At 36.4% G+C, this 19,158-nt stretch carries 21 protein-coding genes and 1 pseudogene; 18 read left to right on the forward strand and 4 right to left on the reverse strand.

Annotated elements, in window-relative coordinates; translation table 11 throughout:
- Positions 1 to 2 precede the first annotated feature (2 nt).
- From BN1058_RS03055 to BN1058_RS03065, 3 genes are all read right to left on the reverse strand, one after another.
- Complete coding sequence (locus BN1058_RS03055) at positions 3 to 581, reverse strand: class D sortase (RefSeq protein ID WP_090852693.1); 579 nt, start codon at positions 579 to 581, stop codon at positions 3 to 5.
- Positions 582 to 790: 209 nt separating this feature from the next.
- Complete coding sequence (locus BN1058_RS03060) at positions 791 to 1,522, reverse strand: GntR family transcriptional regulator (RefSeq protein WP_090852696.1); 732 nt, start codon at positions 1,520 to 1,522, stop codon at positions 791 to 793.
- Positions 1,519 to 2,172, reverse strand: a complete 654-nt coding sequence (locus BN1058_RS03065) for a YigZ family protein (protein ID WP_090852698.1) — start codon at positions 2,170 to 2,172, stop codon at positions 1,519 to 1,521. The genes BN1058_RS03060 and BN1058_RS03065 overlap by 4 nt, the downstream gene beginning before the upstream one ends.
- Positions 2,173 to 2,283: 111 nt before the next feature.
- Between BN1058_RS03065 and BN1058_RS03070 the strand changes: the two genes are divergently transcribed.
- From BN1058_RS03070 to BN1058_RS03140, 15 genes and pseudogenes are all read left to right on the forward strand, one after another.
- A complete protein-coding gene (locus BN1058_RS03070; protein WP_369688240.1) occupies positions 2,284 to 3,495 on the forward strand; it encodes a sensor histidine kinase in 1,212 nt (403 codons plus the stop codon).
- Between the two features lie 183 nt (positions 3,496 to 3,678).
- Positions 3,679 to 4,365 carry a response regulator gene (locus BN1058_RS03075; protein WP_090852701.1) on the forward strand — a complete coding sequence of 229 codons (687 nt, stop codon included), beginning with the start codon at positions 3,679 to 3,681 and terminating at the stop codon, positions 4,363 to 4,365.
- Between the two features lie 231 nt (positions 4,366 to 4,596).
- Positions 4,597 to 5,439: a DegV family protein gene (locus BN1058_RS03080; protein WP_090852703.1), complete on the forward strand. Its 843-nt coding sequence runs from the start codon at positions 4,597 to 4,599 to the stop codon at positions 5,437 to 5,439.
- A 59-nt stretch (positions 5,440 to 5,498) separates the two neighbouring features.
- On the forward strand, positions 5,499 to 6,992 hold the full coding sequence (locus BN1058_RS03085; RefSeq protein ID WP_255306967.1) for an ATP-dependent helicase ComFA: 1,494 nt from the start codon (positions 5,499 to 5,501) through the stop codon (positions 6,990 to 6,992).
- On the forward strand, positions 6,965 to 7,657 hold the full coding sequence (locus tag BN1058_RS03090; protein WP_090852706.1) for a ComF family protein: 693 nt from the start codon (positions 6,965 to 6,967) through the stop codon (positions 7,655 to 7,657). The genes BN1058_RS03085 and BN1058_RS03090 overlap by 28 nt, the downstream gene beginning before the upstream one ends.
- Before the next feature lie 89 nt (positions 7,658 to 7,746).
- Complete coding sequence (locus BN1058_RS03095) at positions 7,747 to 8,178, forward strand: TIGR03826 family flagellar region protein (RefSeq protein WP_090852709.1); 432 nt, start codon at positions 7,747 to 7,749, stop codon at positions 8,176 to 8,178.
- A gap of 109 nt (positions 8,179 to 8,287) precedes the next feature.
- Positions 8,288 to 8,551, forward strand: a complete 264-nt coding sequence (gene flgM / locus BN1058_RS03100) for a flagellar biosynthesis anti-sigma factor FlgM (protein WP_090852712.1) — start codon at positions 8,288 to 8,290, stop codon at positions 8,549 to 8,551.
- A gap of 279 nt (positions 8,552 to 8,830) precedes the next feature.
- Positions 8,831 to 9,313 carry a flagellar protein FlgN gene (locus BN1058_RS03105; RefSeq protein ID WP_090852715.1) on the forward strand — a complete coding sequence of 161 codons (483 nt, stop codon included), beginning with the start codon at positions 8,831 to 8,833 and terminating at the stop codon, positions 9,311 to 9,313.
- An 11-nt stretch (positions 9,314 to 9,324) separates the two neighbouring features.
- Positions 9,325 to 10,869, forward strand: coding sequence for a flagellar hook-associated protein FlgK (flgK, locus tag BN1058_RS03110; protein ID WP_090852718.1), 1,545 nt, complete (start codon positions 9,325 to 9,327; stop codon positions 10,867 to 10,869).
- Between the two features lie 9 nt (positions 10,870 to 10,878).
- Positions 10,879 to 11,793: a flagellar hook-associated protein FlgL gene (gene flgL / locus BN1058_RS03115; RefSeq protein WP_090852721.1), complete on the forward strand. Its 915-nt coding sequence runs from the start codon at positions 10,879 to 10,881 to the stop codon at positions 11,791 to 11,793.
- Positions 11,794 to 11,881: 88 nt separating this feature from the next.
- Positions 11,882 to 12,475 carry a DUF6470 family protein gene (locus BN1058_RS03120; RefSeq protein WP_090852724.1) on the forward strand — a complete coding sequence of 198 codons (594 nt, stop codon included), beginning with the start codon at positions 11,882 to 11,884 and terminating at the stop codon, positions 12,473 to 12,475.
- A 12-nt stretch (positions 12,476 to 12,487) separates the two neighbouring features.
- A complete protein-coding gene (gene fliW / locus BN1058_RS03125) occupies positions 12,488 to 12,967 on the forward strand; it encodes a flagellar assembly protein FliW (protein WP_090852727.1) in 480 nt (159 codons plus the stop codon).
- On the forward strand, positions 12,939 to 13,169 hold the full coding sequence (gene csrA / locus BN1058_RS03130; protein WP_090852730.1) for a carbon storage regulator CsrA: 231 nt from the start codon (positions 12,939 to 12,941) through the stop codon (positions 13,167 to 13,169). Before fliW ends, csrA begins: the two co-directional genes overlap by 29 nt.
- Before the next feature lie 125 nt (positions 13,170 to 13,294).
- Positions 13,295 to 14,356 carry a flagellin N-terminal helical domain-containing protein gene (locus tag BN1058_RS14560; protein WP_090852733.1) on the forward strand — a complete coding sequence of 354 codons (1,062 nt, stop codon included), beginning with the start codon at positions 13,295 to 13,297 and terminating at the stop codon, positions 14,354 to 14,356.
- Positions 14,357 to 14,702: 346 nt separating this feature from the next.
- Positions 14,703 to 14,816: pseudogene (locus tag BN1058_RS03140) on the forward strand (flagellin); the annotation flags it as partial.
- A gap of 466 nt (positions 14,817 to 15,282) precedes the next feature.
- On the opposite strand, the gene BN1058_RS03145 reads toward BN1058_RS03140, so the two are convergent.
- Positions 15,283 to 16,242: a hypothetical protein gene (locus BN1058_RS03145; protein WP_090852736.1), complete on the reverse strand. Its 960-nt coding sequence runs from the start codon at positions 16,240 to 16,242 to the stop codon at positions 15,283 to 15,285.
- Between the two features lie 312 nt (positions 16,243 to 16,554).
- Here BN1058_RS03145 and BN1058_RS03150 point away from each other — a divergent pair, with 312 nt between their 5' ends.
- From BN1058_RS03150 to fliD, 3 genes are all read left to right on the forward strand, one after another.
- Complete coding sequence (locus BN1058_RS03150; RefSeq protein ID WP_090852739.1) at positions 16,555 to 16,731, forward strand: YjfB family protein; 177 nt, start codon at positions 16,555 to 16,557, stop codon at positions 16,729 to 16,731.
- Between the two features lie 168 nt (positions 16,732 to 16,899).
- Complete coding sequence (gene flaG / locus BN1058_RS03155) at positions 16,900 to 17,271, forward strand: flagellar protein FlaG (protein WP_090852742.1); 372 nt, start codon at positions 16,900 to 16,902, stop codon at positions 17,269 to 17,271.
- Between the two features lie 26 nt (positions 17,272 to 17,297).
- Positions 17,298 to 19,136: a flagellar filament capping protein FliD gene (gene fliD, locus BN1058_RS03160; protein WP_090852744.1), complete on the forward strand. Its 1,839-nt coding sequence runs from the start codon at positions 17,298 to 17,300 to the stop codon at positions 19,134 to 19,136.
- Positions 19,137 to 19,158 lie beyond the last annotated feature (22 nt).

Raw genomic sequence — 19,158 nt, forward strand, 5'->3', positions numbered from 1 at the left:
CCCTAGTTATCAGAATCAATTGGTTTTGCGTAAATAATGTATCGATCGGGTGCATTTCCAATATAAGAAAATGGATAACAGGTTGTGATGACAAGTTCTTCATCGGGTGCGGTAGATTTAATAATCGACGTATCATCCGCATCCACTATTTTTGATTCGACCATTTCATACGTATAATCTCCATGTGGCAGCTTCATCGTAAAGGTGTCACCAATCTTTACATCACCTAAAGAACGAAATACTGTATCACGATGTCCAGATAAAACAATTTGATCATTTTGCTCTGGATAAGCCGAATCACTATAGTGACCAACCCCTTTTTCTAAATCATCAGGATTTGTTCCTTCGACAATCGCTAACTCGGCATCAATACTAGGAATCTCTAATAAACCAACTGTTTCATTCGTGCTAGGATTAAAATCAATGGGATCAATTGCGGCCTGTTCATTTTTTTTCTCTAACAGTTCGTGTGCTTCAGCTAGACTTTCCTTTTCTGCTGCTTGTGTTTTGAAAAATTGATACCCACCTATAGCTGAAAATACAACACCAACGAGCATAAACAACAAAGCAATTTTTTTCATAATCATCCTCCAAAGACCTAGATTGTATTGTTAACGCTTACTATCATAATAAAAACAAGTTAACATTTGTATATATATAGTTAGATTAACATAAATTATGAAATTGTAATAGCTATTCGATTTGTCTAATTCAAAAAAATATTGGCTTATGCTAATGTTCGAATAAGGTCCTTCTATTTATTAATATATGTGAGTTACAATAGAATAAGCTAATCTATATTACGTGGTAATTGTAATGTGAATACATATTTATCAGCACGGTAGGCTGATGTAACATATTCAAATGGTTTTCCATTGGATAAGTATGTTGTCCGTCTCATATATAAAACAGGATCTCCTTTATTCAAACCAAGGTGTTTTCGTTCATAGGTTGTGGCTAATCCTGATTCAATTTCTTGTGTGCCATGTCCAATTGTAAGCCCCAGTTGTTTTTCAACGTATTGATAAAAAGATACATTTATACTAGTAAACTTTAGTTTGTCAACAAAGGTAGTTGGTGTATAAACGGTTTCTAATGAAATAGGTGCATCATCTGCTAGTCGTAAACGTTCAATCATTAAGACAGGATCGTCTACATGGAGCATAAGCTTTGATGCGATCGTAGGATTTGCATTCGTTTCCTCAAGCTTAATAATTCGATTGGATGGCTGCAACCCACGGGCAAGCATGTCTTCCGTAAAACCGGTTAATCCTTGTAATGTTTGTTCAAACTTTTTTTCTGCAATAAAGGTACCTTTTCCTTTTTTGCGAATAATTAGTCCTTCATTAGCCAGGTTGTTAATTGCCTGTCTGACTGTCATTCGACTGATATCATAAGCTTCTGCGTATGCTCTTTCAGAAGGTAATGCATCACCAGGTAATAATTCTCCTTGATCAATTTGCTCTCGTATTAAATTTTCTAACTGATAATAGATCGGTATTCTAGCATTTTTATTAATCATAAATTTTCCTCTTTCTTTCGTGCTGGTATTTCAATATATTTTTCCCCATCTAAATCAAAGACAACTTGATTACTTGTCATATTAATTATCCATGCTTGAAAATCAGCGACACGTGACATCGTGACTAATACGTGAAAAGTCACATGAGCTAAGTAATCAATCGTTTCAATTCGATATGCTGCATTTCGTAACTCATTTTCTACTTTTCCTAGTAAGGCATAATCAACAGTTAACTTAATTTTTTGCATAAGCTTTCGTTGTACAATACCTGTTTCATTTAATGCGATGGATGTTGTACTCGAATAAGCGCGAATTAAACCACCTGCTCCAAGTTTGATCCCACCAAAATAGCGGGTAACAACAACTGCAGTGTCCTTTAAATCTTTTTTCTTCAATACTTCTAACATAGGAACACCAGCGGTACCACTTGGTTCACCATCGTCATTAGCTTTTTGTATTTGATTTTGTTCTCCAATCATATAAGCAGAACAATTATGTGTTGCATCATGATGTTTTTTCTTTATCTCTTGAATAAACGTCTGTGCTTGTTCTTCGGTTTCTACACGACGTACATAGCCGATAAATCGGGACTTTTGAATAAGTTGTTCTCCCTGACCATGTAGGTTTACTGTAAAGTACTGATCTTTCATAAAAAAACCACCTTCATTCCTATTATATAGATAGCAGACAAAAACGCAATCCATAGTTAAATATGCTATGATAAGAAGACGAAAGGAAACACATCTAGGATGTTTTTATCTATGATAGATAAAGTCCATCATTATAATACAACACCGACAGAAAAACGGCAGATTAACGAACAGATATTAATAGGTGGGATAGAAATGGAATCAGAAAAAAATTTAGATCAAATTATCGATGAAATGATAGAAGCTGTAGAAAATAGTAAAGATGATATCTATTCAATTAGCGAGGAATCACGTCAAGAATACCAAACACTTTCAGATCAGTTAAGTCAATTGCAACAAGAGGTTGTCAGTAATATAAATGAATCAGATCAATTAGAAATCAAAGTAAAACTTTCAAGGAAAAGATTAGCAGAAGTAAGTAACCATTTTGATAAATATAGTGAAGTAGAAATAAAAGAAGCGTATGAGCAAGCACACCAGTTACAAAGTGAACTAAAAATGATGCGAGAAAAGGAAAAGACTTTACGACAGAGACGAGATGATATTGAACGGCGTCTAAAAAAACTTGATCAAACAATAGATAAGGCGAATGGGCTCGTGAGTAAGGTAACGGTTATCTTAAATTATTTAAACGAAGATTTTAAACAAGTAGGGGAAATCATACAAGATGCCAATGAAAAGCAAGCATTTGGGTTGCGTATTATCGAAGCACAAGAGAAAGAACGTCGACGTTTATCAAGAGAAATTCATGATGGTCCTGCTCAAATGTTGGCTAATATTTTACTTCGTTCTGAATTGGTTGACAAAACCTTTAAAGAACTTGGACGAGCAGAAGCATTGAAAGAAATGAAGAGTATGCGTTCCTTAGTCCGCTCTTCGCTTTATGAAGTGAGGAGAATTATTTATGACTTAAGACCGATGGCTTTGGATGATCTTGGATTAGTTCCAACAATAAAAAAGTATGTAGATAACATGGCTGATTACAATCAAATGAATATAGTGTTCTCTTCTGAGGGGCCTTCTGATCGACTACCTTCGAAATATGAAGTAGCTTTATTTCGCTTAATACAAGAAGCAGTGCAAAATGCGGTGAAACATGCCGAAGCAACAACGATCCATGTGAAGCTAGAAGTCAAGCCAATGTGTGTTACTACTAGGATTCAAGACAATGGGAAAGGCTTTGATACAGATGAAAAGAAAAAAAACTCGTTTGGTTTAATAGGAATGCGAGAAAGAGTAGAAATGCTCGATGGGGAACTTTCTATTCAGTCTAAAGAAGAAGAAGGTACAAAGGTGCAGATTCGAATCCCATTAAATGATTAAAAAGTTGTACTACAAATCGACAAGAATCATGTATAATTAGAAAATATACAAATTACTTATAAACTAAACTTTTTTTGTCGATTTATAGGTATTTTTTTCAATGAAATAATTCCATATATTTGTATTTTATGGCTTTATAAAGGAATAACTGATGGAATAGAGAAATAAATGGGAGGAACAAGTATGGCAAAGAAGATCGTTTTAATCGATGACCACATTTTATTTCGTGAAGGAGTTAGGCGAATATTAGAGTTTGAAGAAGAATTTCAGGTGGTAGCTGAAGGAAATGATGGAAATGAAGTGGTACAATTAGTGGAAGAACACAGACCGAACGTGGTTTTAATGGATATCAATATGCCACATACAAACGGGGTAGAAGCAACGCAATCTTTAATCAGTAAATACCCAGATTTAAAAGTAATTATTTTATCGATACATGATGATGAAAATTATGTCACACATGCTTTGAAATCAGGGGCGCAAGGATACTTATTAAAAGAAATGGATTCTGATACATTAATTAATGCTATTAAAATTGTAAGTGAGGGTGGATCTTACTTACATCCTAAAATTACACATAATTTAGTGAAAGAATTTCGTCGTTTAAGTGACTCGCAATCTGGCAAGATAGAACAGATTGAGTATCGAAAGCCATTGCATTTGTTAACTCGTCGAGAATGTGAGGTACTTCAATTACTTGCAGATGGAAAAAGTAATCGTGGGGTTTCTGAAGCATTATTTATTAGTGAAAAAACAGTGAAAAATCATGTAAGTAACATTTTGCAAAAAATGAATGTAAATGATCGAACACAAGCAGTGGTAACAGCAATACGCAATGGTTGGGTTGAAGTAATATTCAAGTCTAAATAATAAAGGGATGCAGCTTGGTTATTTTTTTGGCGAAAAAAGTCAAACATAAATGGTCAAGCTGTATTTTTGAATTACTTTTATCTTGTTTGTGTTTCATTTGTGATATTTCTTCTTTTCTTCTATTTACTACTATGATTTTGTTTGTTTTTTGGTTAGAATAGAAAAGAATATGTAATCATAGGTTTTTGAAAGCTGCATTATTAGATGGTGAAGAAAGGTAAGATAACACTTATGAGAGTAGTTGTAATGACAGATAGTACGGCATATATTCCCGCCGATGTACGAAATAAATTAAATATAGAAATGCTTCCGCTTAACGTTTTAATTGATCAAGCTTCTTATCAAGAAGAAATAGATTTGACTGCTGATGATTTTTACCCCTTAGTGAGAAAGGCGAAAGAACTACCAAAAACCTCACAACCCTCGATTGGTTATATTAAAGATAAATTAGAAAACTTAGCAAATGATTACGATGCCGTAATTTCTATTCATCTTTCAAGTGGCATTAGTGGCACCTATCAAGCATTAATTACCGCTAGTAATATGGTCAAGGGCATTACTGTCTACCCGTTTGATTCAGAAATTAGTTGTATGGCACAAGGTTTTTATGTGCTTGAAGCAGCTGAAATGGTAAAGACAGGAGCAGCCCCAGAGACGATCATGACACGGCTAAATCAGATGCAGAAAGCCATGCGTGGTTACTTTGTAGTCGATGACTTAACGCATCTTCATCGTGGTGGTCGTTTAAATGGTGCACAAGCGATTGTAGGGAGTATGCTTCAAGTCAAACCAGTACTTCATTTTGTGGATAAAAAAATTGTTCCTTTTGAAAAGATTCGCACACAAAAAAAAGCACTTAAAAGAATCGTTTCTTTATTTGACGAAGATGCAAAGACAGGAAAATCAATACGAGCAGCTGTTATTCATGCAAATCGACCACAAGAAGCAGAATCACTAAAAGAAGAACTGGCAGAAAAGTATAATAATGTTGAAATCACAACTAGCTATTTCGGAGCAGTCATCGGCACCCATTTAGGTGAAGGAGCTCTAGGTTTAGTGTGGTATATCAAGTAAATGGGACAGGGGGTCAGACGCCTTGTCCCACTTTTATAAAAAAAGGAGTGTGTTGCTCATTGTTAAAAAACCTTTTTCCACCTGGATCATATAAAATAAAATATGATTTTTCATTTTTACCATCATCGGTGCGGACACCTACACAACACGTAATTGAAGCATCCAATCTCCCATTGCTTTGTCACCAATTAGCTGGAAAGCTACTACTTCGTGAAGAATTACCATTTGATCACCAACAACTTCAGGTTTTGCAACAAAATCACCTCATCCAAGCGATTCCTTCCATTACAACAAAACCAACGCTTTGTAGACGATGTGGAAATACGAAAGCTTCTTTATTTGGTAAGCTTCCTTGTGCGCGATGTCATACCAATCATTTATATTGTCGGAATTGTATTGAAATGGGCCGAGTGTTACAGTGTGCAAATTTATATTATTGGATTGGTCCGAAACCAACTTATATCATTCCAGACAAAGTTTGTACTTGGGAAGGAGAACTAACGGTTGCCCAACAACATGCAGCTGATCGGATGAGTCATATGGTTGAAAAAGGGAATGCAGAATTACTTTGCTGGGCAGTCTGTGGAGCTGGAAAAACTGAAATGCTTTTCCCGGCCATAACAAAAGCAATTCTAGCAGGCAAACGCATTTGTTTAGCTACCCCTCGAGCGGATGTGGTAAGAGAATTACTTCCTCGATTTCAACAAGCTTTTCCCAACATAGAAGTGACTGGACTATATGGAGGAGCTGAAAAAAGTGAAACTCCTTCACAATTAACTATAGCAACCACACACCAACTAATTCGCTTTGCTCGTGCATTTGATGTGGTTATAATAGATGAAATAGATGCCTTTCCATTTCATGCCGACCCACAACTACCATATGTAACTAAAAGAGCTGCCACAGAAAACGCTGCTTTCATTTATCTCACAGCTACACCAAGAAAGGATTTAAAGCGCAGATCCCACAATCGATCCCTACCAACAGTTTTTGTTCCTATCCGTTTCCATGGCCATCCTTTACCTGAACCAAGACTTGTCTTATCCCTTACATTAAAAACAGCATTAGAAAAAAATCAGTTACCGAAAACATTTTGGAGCTGGTATCACCAACGAACGAATCCAGAAAGACAATTGTTGCTCTTTGTTCCAGTTATAAAGCAATTAGAAGCATTACGTTGCATACTACAAGCACAACTACCAATGCAAACAATTGAAGCGGTGTATGCTAATGATTCCGATCGGGAGCTAAAAATAGAATCTTTTCGTAACAGACAATTGTCCATCTTACTCTCCACGACCATTTTAGAGAGAGGGGTAACGTTTCCCTCTGTTGATGTGGTTGTTATTGATGCAGGACATGCTGTGTTTGATCAAGCGGCATTAGTACAAATGGCCGGACGAGCTGGGAGAAGTTCAGCAGACCCAACAGGAGAAGTGATTTTTTTACATGATGGAAAAACAAACGCTATGATTCAAGCAAAGCGAATGATTCAACAAATGAACCGAAAAGCGAGGGATAAGCAATGGAATGTATATGGTGCCAGCAACTAATCTATCCAGAAGTGACATGGTCTACGCTATTTATTCCCGAAAAAATAACCCCACTATGTAAAAATTGTCAAGCAGAATTACAACCCATCGAACGAATAGACTGCTTTGATTGTGGTAGGCAATACAATGAAAAAGCAACAAAAGGGGATGTTCGATGCACTGATTGTCAACGATGGCACCAAGAAAACAAGCATTATTTAACAAGAAACCGCTCCGTTTTTCAGTATAATAAACAAATACAAGCTATGATTACAAAATGGAAATATCGAGGAGACTATAGTCTGATTGAGGCATTCGCTGACCAAATACAGCAATACTTTCAAACGTATTACAACGATTTGGATGAAAATACAATCATTGTCCCCATTCCATTAAGTGATCAACGCCTGCATGAACGTGCTTTCAATCAAGCGGAGGTAATTGCAGAACAACTCCCTTTACCGATCCACCACTTACTTCGTCGCATACATGGAGAAAAACAAGCAAAAAGATCACGGAAAGAACGACTTGCAATCTCTAATCCTTTTCAATTATATCAACCAACCAATCAACCTGTCCTACTTATTGATGATATATACACAACAGGGACAACCCTTCACCATGCAGCACAGATATTAAAACAAGGAGGTTGTCCGACTGTTTACGCTTATACTCTAGCAAGATAATTTCCTACCATCTGCCTATTCACATCAGGCAAAATAAACCGATAGATATGATATAATACACAAATTAGAGGGTAAAGGTGGGAGTACCCATGGGCGAATTAGATAATTGCAAAAACTGTGAGAAATTATTTGTACGAACAACTAGCAGGGTTTGCCCAGATTGTCTTAAAGAAGAAGAAAAAAAGTTTCAAATTGTATATGATTTTTTGAGAAAACGAGTAAATCGTCAAGCAACAGTTCAACAAATAGTCGCAAGTACAGGCGTGGAAGAGGCGTTGATTTTAAAATTTGTTAAGGAAAAACGACTTCGTGCTTCGCAATTTCCTAACTTGGCTTATCCATGTGAAAAATGCGGAAAGCCAATTCAAGACGGAAAATTGTGTGTAGACTGTTCGAAACAGATTACTGACGAATTGGCTTATCAAGAAAATATTGACAAAATTCAAGCACGTAATGAAGAAGAAGAGAGAGCTAAAGCACGTACGTATTTTGCACTTGATCGAATGGATAAAAGGAACTAAACTTTCTAAGAAAAATGACGATATAATAATATAGAGAATATAATCAAATTACCAAACGTAACATGCACATTTGTTTATAGGAAGAACAAAAGAAAGCGGGTGACTGATTGTGAGAATTCAAGGTGCGAATCATTCCAATTTCAATCCCTATCAAAAACAATTTAATAAACAAGCAGAGATCACAACGAAAAGACCTCATTCAGATAAACTCCAGATTTCAGAACAAGCAAAGAAAATGCAAGAGAGTGAACAAATCCAATCACAACGAGAAGCACGTGTGAATGAGATTAAACAGGCAGTTGAAAATGGAACGTATGAAATAGCACCAAAAGAGACAGCAAAAAAAATGCTCAACTTTTGGAACAAAGAATAATGGGTTCGAGAAACAAATAACCCATTTGCTTGCGTGGTAATAAAGCACTGAGAGACATGAAATTGTTACATTTTTTATCGTGGATAAGTTATCGCTTAGCGAAGGAAATACATGTAGACTCCTAGGGGAACAGCACGAGGTGAAGATCCACTCGGTAAAGTGTTTTTTTCTTTACCGAGTTAGCTGCACCCGTGCCCCTGGAAAGCGAAATGTATTTCCGAAGCGAAGATATAGTAACTTCATATCACTACTTTCAACAAGGGGAAGGGAGCATTTTTTGTGCTACTCCAAACAATCCAACGTACATTAGAGCAATTAGTACAACTACATCAAAGCTTGCATGCTGTATCTGTTCAAAAAACAGAAGCATTAAAAGCTGGTGAGATAGATCAGTTACAAGAATTATTAAAGAAAGAAAAAAAACATATAAATGCAATCAACCAAACAGAACAACAACGAATGGAACAGACAAACAAATGGGCTATAGCAAATGGATTAGCAGACGAACCAATAACCGTCACAACGATGCTGGAACACTTACACGGTACAGAAGACGGACAGTCATTAGAGCAAATAACGACAACATTAACGGAAACCTTAGTGAAGCTAAAGCAACAAGAAGCATTAAACCAACAGCTAACACAACAATCACTACAATTCGTTCAGTTATCTATGGATATGATTGCACCAACGATTAATACATTTAATTACGGTAACAAACAACAAGCATCAAACCGATCGGTATTTGATTCAAAAGCATAGGAGGCACACACATGACATCGACGTTTCATGGGTTAGAAGTTGCAAAGCGCGCACTTAGCACACAACAAGCTGCTTTGTATACCACATCACATAATATTTCTAATGCCAATACAGAAGGATATACAAGACAACGCGTGAATTTTGAGCAAGTTACCACATTAACTGGCTCTCGATATACCGAAGGGGTAAAATCTAACATTGGTAAAGGGGTACAAGCTGGCTCAATTCAACGTGTGCGTGATAGTTTTCTAGATGTGCAATATCGAAATGAACATGGCAAACTCGGGTATTACGAGCAAAGAGCAAATGCAATGGATCAAATGGAGACGATCATGAATGAACCATCAGAAGAAGGACTTTCTTTTGCGATGGATCAATTTTATAATGCACTCCAAGATTTATCAGTTAATCCAGAAGATTCAGGTGCGCGCTCCGTTGTTAGTCAACGCGGACAGGCGGTTGCAGATACATTTACATACATATCGAATTCTTTAGAGCAAGTTCGTGGTGACTTGCAAAGTCAATTAGACGTTACTGAGACGGAATTTAACTCACTTGTCGATCAGATAAATAATGTGAACCAACAAATTGGAGAAGTAGAGCCCCATGGTCATGTTCCAAATAATTTGTATGATGAACGTGATCGATTAATTGATCGTTTGTCTTCGATTGCGAATGTTAGTGTGAACTATGTAAAAAGTAGTGGGCAACCAAGTGAAATTGCGGAAGGGAAAGCAACGATCACCTTAAATGGAACTGGTGGGCAGGAAGTGACCTTAGTGGATGGTGAAACACGTGAAGTGAACCATGTAACCATTGGTTATGACGATAATAACAATGTGAAAACATTTTCCTTTTCTGATCCAGATGATGCTACAGGTACGCCAACTGAAATTAACGCGGAAGATTTTACTTCAAAAGGTGAATTGCTTGGATTGGTTGAAATGAATGGTTATGTTAAAAATGATGGTGAAGTAGCTGGAGAGTATACGGACATGTTAAGTGATTTAGATAAAATGGCAGTAGCTTTTGTCAATGAATTTAATCGGGTCCATCAAAATGGCTCCAATATTGCAGATGGCAACAGCTATGATTTCTTTAAAATAGATGAAACTGCTGATCGACCAGCAGCAACCATTAAAGTAACAGATGACATTTTAAATGATAAAAATAAAATTGCTGCTAGCTCAGATGGTTCAAGTGGAGATGGAAGTAATGCCATTGCGTTATCAAATGTTTTCTCTAAACGACAAGAAGATTATCTTGATCCAACTGAAGGTCTTGGAAATAAAGCCTCTGTACAAAGCTTCTATCAATCTATGATTGGTGATATGGGTGTTGTAACCCAGGAAGCAAACCGGATGGTAGATAACGCCACTGTTCTTAGTCAACAAGTACAAGAAAATCGTGATTCGGTTAGTGCGGTATCACTGGATGAAGAAATGACCAATATGATTAAGTTTCAACATGCCTATAACGCCGCGGCACGCAGTATGACTACGGTTGATGAAATGCTTGATCGAATTATTAATAATATGGGACTAGTAGGAAGGTAGTGATGTGATATGCGCGTGACTCAAAGTATGTTGAGTAACAATATGTTACGGAATCTAAGTAATAGTTACAGTAATTTAGATAAGTATATGGATCAACTATCAACCGGTAAGAAAATTAATCGACCATCAGATGATCCCGTTATTGCAATGAAAGGGATGAATTACCGTTCACAAGTATCCTCTGTTGAACAATATGAACGAAATTTAAGTGAAGTCCATAACTGGATGGATAATTCAGATGCTGCATTAGATGAAACCACGCAAGCATTACAACGACTTCGTGAATTAGCTGTACAAGCTAGTAATGGTACCTATGAAGAGGGTCAAAGAAAAAATATTGCCGAAGAGGTAGACCAATTAAAAAACCATCTTGTTGAGATTGCCAATACGAAAGTAAATAACAAGTATATTTTTAATGGAACAAATACCACTGGAACAGAAGACGCGTCTGGAGAAGTTCATCCTCCTGTTAGGACAGATGATAACGGTAATGTAACGACTGTTGCATCTAACAATGATTCCGTAATGATTGAAGTCATTAGCGGAACAAAAATAAAAACAAATATTACACCAGAAAATGTGTTTAATCAGGATTTATTTGATGATATTCAAGCCTTCTCTAATGCATTGAAATCAGATGCATCCGATGAAGCATTAGGTGATCATATTGGAGTGATTGACACTCATATTGATCAAACAGTAAATGAACGAGCTGATTTAGGTGCTAGAATGAACCGAGTAGAATTAATTGAAGACCGACTAGAAAATCAGTCCATTTCTGCGAATAAAATGATGTCTGATAATGAAGATGCAGATTTGGAAGAAGTAATTATTAAGCTAACAACCCAAGAGAGCGTCCATCGTGCAGCTTTAAGTGCTGGTTCACGCGTTATTCAACCCACCTTGTTAGACTTTTTACGTTAATAGTGTTGAAAGAAAGCTTTGTCGTATTTTATCTAGACGACAAGCTTTTTCTCTATGGAAAATAACAGTCATAGAAAGGAGAACAAGCATGCGTTTTCCGCAAATTAGATTACAATCACAAGCTGCCCAATTAGCGATTAAACAAACAGCCGCACAACAAACCATTCGTCAACCGAAAGCGGAGCAAACGATCCAGCAACCGAAAGCGAAGCTAAACATTGAAACGAAGCCATCTAAACTAACAATAGATCAATCAGAAGCATGGGCTGATCTTGGTTTCAAATCAGTAAGACGCGTCACAGCAGAAGCCTTTCAACAAGGAAAAGAAGCTGCAATGGAAGCAACAGCGAGACGGATTCGTCAGGGAGAAGAAATGATGAAAATTGAAAACGGGGGAAATCCGATCGCTTCTCAAGCAATAGAAAATGGTTTTGATCAAATGAAGCGATTTAACATTGGTTGGATTCCATCCTCAGGTTCTGTAAAAGTCAATTATCGACCTGCTGAAGTGGTGATTGATATACAAGCTCAAAAACCAATAATAGAAACAAAAACCAAAGATCCAATGACAACGTATGAGCCTGGTAAAGTAGATGTCACTTTAGCACAGAAAAATAATTTACAGATTGATTTTGATGCTTTAACCTATCGTGGAATAGGTGGTTTTGAAATCCAAATTTAGAAAGGTGAAAAAATGCAAATACAAACGAAATATCATAATATGATTACTGTTAAAGAATCCGATATTCTACATTTTGATCAAGGTGTTCCTGGTTTTTTAGATGAGAAACAATTTGTACTTGTTCCATTAGCGGACACCCTTTTTTTTGTTCTGCAATCGATACAAACAGAAGCACTTGCCTTTATTGTCGTTAACCCGTTTCATTTTACCAAAGCATATGACTTCACTATTGATGAAAACACAATTGAAACATTAGAAATTAAAAAGGCAACCGATGTGCAAGTTTTTGTGATTGTCTCATTAAAAGAAACTTTAGAAGACAGTACTGCAAATCTTCAAGCACCTATAGTCATTCATACAAAGAACAACAAAGCAAAACAATATATTATGAATAGCAAGCAATTCAAGACGAAAGAGAAGATCTTTCTAGCACCATCAACCTCCCAAGCAAAGGAGGATAACCATGCTTGTACTAACACGAAAAATAAATGAAGCGATTCAAATAGGCAATGATATTGAAGTGAAGATCGTTGCGATTGATGGTGACCAGATCAAGTTAGGTATTGATGCACCAAAGCATGTAGATATCCATCGGAAAGAAGTTTTCCTAGAGATCCAACAACAAAACAATGAAGCGGCAACCAGTTCGACAAATGTAATGGATTTATTAAAAAAAATGCCAAAAAAAGATTAAACATTATATTAAATTAGTCGATATTAGTAATGTAACGCTACATAGACCGGAAGGCGGCCGACTTTCGTATATGTAGCAACCCACAAGGATGTGGAAAACTTAATTATTCAAGGAGGAACAAACAAATGAGAATTAATCATAATATTGCTGCATTGAATACGCATCGCCAATTAGGTGCAGCAAATAATGCACAGTCAAATTCTATGGAGAAGTTAGCTTCGGGTCTTCGTATTAATCGTGCTGGAGATGATGCTGCTGGTTTAGCTATTTCTGAAAAAATGCGTGGGCAAATTCGTGGGCTAGATCAAGCTCAAAGTAATGCGCAGGACGGTATTTCTATGATTCAAACTGCTGAAGGTGCTCTAAATGAAACGCACAGTATCTTACAACGTATGCGTGAATTAGCTGTTCAATCTTCCAATGATACTACTACAGGTGATGATAGAAAAGAAATCCAAAAAGAATTTAACCAGTTAGTGGATGAAGTTGATAGAATAGCTGAAAATACTGAATTTAATACTCAAAGTTTGTTAGATGGTACTTTTTCAAATAAGAAAATTCAAATTGGCTCCAATGCAGGTCAGGATATGACTATTGGTATAGCTAACATGAAATCAGATGGCATGGGAACAGCAGGTGCAACTGCTGTCACTAGTACAACAACAACTCTTGATTTTAGTACTAATGGTGTTGATGTAACCATCGGGGATACAACTGTAACTCTTGATCAAGATTATACCGGTAATATTGATGATTTAGCTTCAAAACTAAACACCACTTTTTCTAATACAGAAGGAGTAAGCGTTGAATCAAGTGGGACTGCTGATTTAGTTTTCACTGGAAATGCGTCGTTTACAGTAGCTGCTGCAGATAACGGGGGAACTGGCGGTGCTACAGCTTTTGGTGGAGCGTCACAAGCTTCTAGTGGTTCCACAACTGGATCCACAATTAAATCGTTACAAGACAATTCATTAGATGGCTCAACAGGATTACAATCTCAAGCAAATGCTTCAAGTGCAATAACATCAATTGATAATGCGATAAAAACAGTGTCATCTGAACGTTCTAAGTTAGGTGCATATCAAAACCGTCTAGATCACACTATCAATAATCTTGGTACATCTTCTGAAAACCTAACTGCTGCGGAATCTCGTATCCGTGACGTTGATTATGCTTTAGCTGCTTAGGCAGTGACAAGCACAGTCGTCCTAGCTGGTAACGGCTAGAGATAATTATCGGGTGAATTGCTGGAAACCCCTGAAAGCTTTTCTTGCCACAACGTAGTTGGAAACAGCAAGCGTGATGGTTTAAAAAAAGAGAAGATTGGGCAATCAGCAGCCAAGCTCCTGTGAGGAAACTCTGGAGAAGGTTCAACGACTAGGATAGACCATCTAAGGGCTAAGCTAAAGATGATGAAATCCATAGGGGAAACAATATATCATCAGTATTGTGGATCCGAAGTGCCCGACCCCTTTTAAAATAGATAAGGGTGAAGATATAGTCTGGTCATTTATGAAAGTAAATGTTCGCACGATGGCGAAAGAAATGATGAATCAAACGAAGAATTCAATTCTTGGACAAGCAGCACAAGCAATGTTGGCTCAATCAAATCAAATGCCTCAAGGCGTATTACAACTCTTGAGATAGTTTGGTAGAGGGCGTCTAGCTAGGTAACGAGCTAGAGGATAACTGGGTGAATTGCTGGAACTTCCTAAAGCTTGATCAACCACAACGTAACTGCAAACGGTAGGCGTGATGGTTTGAAAATGATGAAGATGAAACAATGGATAATCAGCAGCCAAGCTCCTGTGAGGAAACTCTGGAGAAGGTTCAACGACTAGAGAATACGGTCTAAGGTGAAAGCTATGACTATGAATCTCGTAGGGCAGCAGAAAGCTGTTCGAAGTGCCCAGCTCCATGATAAATCATGGATGAAGATATAGTCTATTCTATGTTCGAAAGGCATAGCGGCAAAGCAAGCCAACCAACAACCACAAGGAGTTCTACAACTTCTTCGTTAATAACACTTTAAAAAGGACTCTAGCAATTGCTAGAGTCCTTTTAAGTTCATCTTATTTGTTTGAATTATGTTTAGTCAAATAGTCATCTACGTTTATTTTTTATTTTCAGATTCATTGAATAGTTTAAAGCAAAGACTCGTAAGCTGACTAAATGTTAATCCAGTATTCACTTTTAAAAGATGTAATAGATACAATTGTTTTTTTTGTATTACAATCTGATAAGGTGTTTTAACTATATCAGAATGAATATAACTTTTGTTTGACTTATATATTTGTTCGTAAAATAACTCGCATCTAAATAAGCGCCATATTATCTCTAAATTTGTAAGTATACAGTTAATTTCTTTTGTTGGACTAGTTATTATAATTTCATTAGGTAAGTAAATAGTTGATCGTTTAGATGAAGTTGATTTTAACTGAAATGTACGATTTTGAATTATTTTTCTTGTCATTGAAGGTTGTATATATTGTTCTATTAATGATAAAAAGTAAAAGATAGAACTGGCGTCATACAAAATCATGCGGTTTTGTTTATCTTGTTTAAATAGAAGGTTAAATTTTTCTAGAAGTAACATTTGTAAGAATTGTCTTTCCTTTTTTGTAAAGCATTCGGTTGATAGTATAATTTTTCTGGGGAAGTTATTTTCTTGTTTTAACGAACCATCATCTTGATACCACCATGCAAGACTTACTGCATTAAAGTATTTTGAAATATAATCAAGAGGAAGAACCTTCTTTCTATGTTCATACCAAAGTTCTTCAAGGGTATCAATGATAGGTGACGTATGGGATTGAACCATATAAGATTCAGAATAACCTGCTTCTAGCCGTTGGTCTATTGTTTTACGATAAATGGGTTTGCTGAGAGAAAAAAAAGAAACGATTTGTTGGTAGCAATAGAATGTCCAATCTTTATCTTTTGCAGTGTGTGAAAATTGAAATCTTGCCTTACGACCAAATTGTTTTGTAATTGTACCATCCCCTAGTAATTTTCCTATCATTTTCGCATGAAAGTCAGGAGGAAACTGATTCAATAAATACTCATTATTCATTTTGCCTTCACCTCATTCCTATTATAGCAAATGTACGTTCGTATAGGTGTTAAATAGTAATATTATTTATATTAAAGTCATAACAACCTATTAAGTATAAATTTTAATTATTTTTAATCAAGGATCTGTATATCGTAGATTTATTGTGCCTTTGTTACATTTTTCCTCCTAAAGTTATTGGTTCCAATACCATATATACCAGTACAGAAAGATAGAATATTATTATGTTAGACAAATCACGACGTAAATTGGTCACGTCTCTTTTCTATGTTACACTTAATCTATCTATATCATATAAGCGAGGTGAACGGGATGGACATTGCAGCGTTATCCACTGTGATCAGTCAAACAAAGCTCCAACAACAAGCATCTATTCAAGTAATGGATAAGGCGATGGATCAATCGCAAGTGAAAAGTGAAGGCCTCATCAAGATGATGGAGCAGTCTGTATCACCACACTTAGGAAGTAATATTGATACAAAAGCATAATCGAATATGAACACTATCAATTTGGGATAGTGTTTTTTTGTTTTTATCATGGTCCTTATGCCCTATTTCTAGCATGTCAGTTAAAAACCTACTGTTTTTTCTTAAGATCATCACATATGTTTCCGATATTAATAGAAACTACATAATAAAAAGGGGATGGCATGTGCCATGAACGTTGGGGAAATAAAAACAAGTTCCCAATTCCTGCAAAGAAATGAGAACATCACGTTTTCGGCAGCTGCAAGAAATAGGGAAGACACAAACGCTTCTATTGCCTTGTATCAAACTATTAAAGAAAACAGTGAAGGTCAACCAAATCCAGAACAAACAAAGCAGTTAGTTGAACAATTAAATGAATTATTAGATCCGTCATTCACCGATGTGAAATTTGAATTTCATGATAAACTCGAACGTTACTATGTAACGGTCGTTGATCAGAATACCAAAGAAGTAATAAAAGAAATACCACCAAAAAAAATGCTTGATTTATATGCATCGATTGCTGAATCGATCGGTTTAATTGTGGATGAGAAAGCTTAATTTTTGGTAAAGAAAGGAGTAAAAAGATGGCATACAGTGTAAATACCTCGAACAGAATTACGGGCCTAGCTTCTGGGATTGATACGGAATCGATGGTTAAAGAGCTAATGGCAGCTGAACGAAAACCCTTAGACAAAATGGAACAAGATCAGATTTGGACGTCCTGGAGACGGGATGCATACCGCGATATGAATAAATTGTTTTATGATTTAGATCAACAGATTTTAGATATGAAATTACAACGTACATACAATGGCAAAAGCGTTACATCAACTAATGATACGCTTGTGACTGCAACAGCATCAGCTAGCTCTAGTAGTATCTCTCATACGATTGAGGATGTAACGATTGCAACTGCTGCAAGAAATGTTAGTCAGAGTTCCTTGTCTACTGATGCTGGGGACAAAATTGATCCTAGCCAGAGCTTATGGATGAATCAAGGTAAATTTAGTAATGGGATCACTTGGGAAACCGAAACATATACCAATGAAGATATAACAGTAAGTCAAGAGACTGCAACATTTAAGTTGGCTAAAGGAGCATTAAATGAGGCTTCTTTAGGTGGGAAGACCATCGATGTAGCAGATAGTGATGGGAATCTTACCTCCTATGATATTGTTGCTGGTTCTACTGCTGACCTTGATACTGCTACAATTGGTGCGAATCAAGTGTTTGTAAATGTAGACGACGGGACACTCAAATTTGGTTCGAAATTATCCGCAGGTAGCACCATTAAAGGACAGGATTACGACCATCAAGTGATTAATTTTTCTATCACTACGTTTGATCAAGATGGTAATCCAATCAATGATTCTAGTAATGCTGATGGCGATTTTGATTTTTCGTTTGATGGGACAACAACAATGAACCAAATGTTAAACAAAATAACTAATTCTAATGTCGGGGTTTCTGCATTTTATGATGAACATAATGATGTAGTTAGTTTACAGCGAACGGAAACCGGTGATTTAAACAACGGTAATGCAGGCATGGCGTTTAGTGGTTCTTTTTTAACAGATACATTGCAGCTAAATGAAGCCAATGAAATAAAAGGCACAGATGCAACGTTTACGATTGATGGATTAACTACCAAGCGGCATTCTAATACTTTTACGATAAGTGATGTAACCTACACATTAAATAAAAGTTTTAATTCTGAACCGGTTCAAGTTAATGTTCAAAATGATGTGGAGACTTCGTTTGATAAGATAAAATCGTTTGTTGAGAATTATAATACAATGATTGAAAAGGTAAATGAGGCTGTACAAGAAACACGCTATCGTGATTATAAACCATTGACGGATACTCAAAAAAAGGAATTATCCGAAAAGGAAATTGAGTTATGGGAAGAAAAATCAAAAAGTGGCTTACTGAAGGGTGACTCTATTTTAAGCAATGGATTATCTAATATGCGTTCGAATTGGTACGCAAATGTTGATAATAGTAGTAACTTTTCAAGTTTAATAGAAGTTGGCATTACTACTTCTTCCGATTACACTGATCGTGGAAAACTTGAGATAGACGAGGATAAGTTAAAAGCCGCTTTACGTGAAGATCCAGACTCTGTGCATAAACTGTTTTCTAATAATGTAGAAGGATCTGGTCGTGGAATTATGAATCGATTAGAGGATTCGATCGAGGGAACGATTAATCGAGTAGAGGAACGAGCAGGTAAAGCAAGTTCTACCCCACAGCAATATACACTTGGCCGACAATTAGATCAGATGGATGATCAGATATCTGATTTTGAAGACAGGTTGGTGCAGACAGAAAATCGTTATTGGCGTCAGTTTACGCAAATGGAAAAAATGATCCAACAAATGAATTCACAATCAAACTACCTAATGCAACAATTCAGTGGCTAGTAAAATAAGTCTAAAGGAGTGT

Origin of the sequence: Paraliobacillus sp. PM-2 (assembly GCF_001368815.1) — a bacterium.
Lineage (GTDB): Bacteria > Bacillota > Bacilli > Bacillales > Amphibacillaceae > Paraliobacillus.

Bases quoted from the DNA above. Each gene is read 5' to 3' on its own strand.
- flgK (WP_090852718.1), top strand. From the start codon at position 9,325: ATGACATCGACGTTTCATGGGTTAGAAGTTGCAAAGCGCGCACTTAGC.
- fliW (WP_090852727.1), top strand. From the start codon at position 12,488: ATGCAAATACAAACGAAATATCATAATATGATTACTGTTAAAGAATCC.
- fliD (WP_090852744.1), top strand. From the start codon at position 17,298: ATGGCATACAGTGTAAATACCTCGAACAGAATTACGGGCCTAGCTTCT.
- BN1058_RS03090 (WP_090852706.1), top strand. From the start codon at position 6,965: ATGGAATGTATATGGTGCCAGCAACTAATCTATCCAGAAGTGACATGG.
- BN1058_RS03150 (WP_090852739.1), top strand. From the start codon at position 16,555: ATGGACATTGCAGCGTTATCCACTGTGATCAGTCAAACAAAGCTCCAA.
- BN1058_RS03055 (WP_090852693.1), bottom strand. From the start codon at position 581: ATGAAAAAAATTGCTTTGTTGTTTATGCTCGTTGGTGTTGTATTTTCA.
- BN1058_RS03075 (WP_090852701.1), top strand. From the start codon at position 3,679: ATGGCAAAGAAGATCGTTTTAATCGATGACCACATTTTATTTCGTGAA.
- BN1058_RS03060 (WP_090852696.1), bottom strand. From the start codon at position 1,522: ATGATTAATAAAAATGCTAGAATACCGATCTATTATCAGTTAGAAAAT.
- BN1058_RS03120 (WP_090852724.1), top strand. From the start codon at position 11,882: ATGCGTTTTCCGCAAATTAGATTACAATCACAAGCTGCCCAATTAGCG.
- flgL (WP_090852721.1), top strand. From the start codon at position 10,879: ATGCGCGTGACTCAAAGTATGTTGAGTAACAATATGTTACGGAATCTA.
- BN1058_RS03065 (WP_090852698.1), bottom strand. From the start codon at position 2,172: ATGAAAGATCAGTACTTTACAGTAAACCTACATGGTCAGGGAGAACAA.
- BN1058_RS03095 (WP_090852709.1), top strand. From the start codon at position 7,747: ATGGGCGAATTAGATAATTGCAAAAACTGTGAGAAATTATTTGTACGA.
- flaG (WP_090852742.1), top strand. From the start codon at position 16,900: ATGAACGTTGGGGAAATAAAAACAAGTTCCCAATTCCTGCAAAGAAAT.
- BN1058_RS03080 (WP_090852703.1), top strand. From the start codon at position 4,597: ATGAGAGTAGTTGTAATGACAGATAGTACGGCATATATTCCCGCCGAT.
- csrA (WP_090852730.1), top strand. From the start codon at position 12,939: ATGCTTGTACTAACACGAAAAATAAATGAAGCGATTCAAATAGGCAAT.
- BN1058_RS03070 (WP_369688240.1), top strand. From the start codon at position 2,284: ATGATAGATAAAGTCCATCATTATAATACAACACCGACAGAAAAACGG.
- BN1058_RS14560 (WP_090852733.1), top strand. From the start codon at position 13,295: ATGAGAATTAATCATAATATTGCTGCATTGAATACGCATCGCCAATTA.
- BN1058_RS03145 (WP_090852736.1), bottom strand. From the start codon at position 16,242: ATGAATAATGAGTATTTATTGAATCAGTTTCCTCCTGACTTTCATGCG.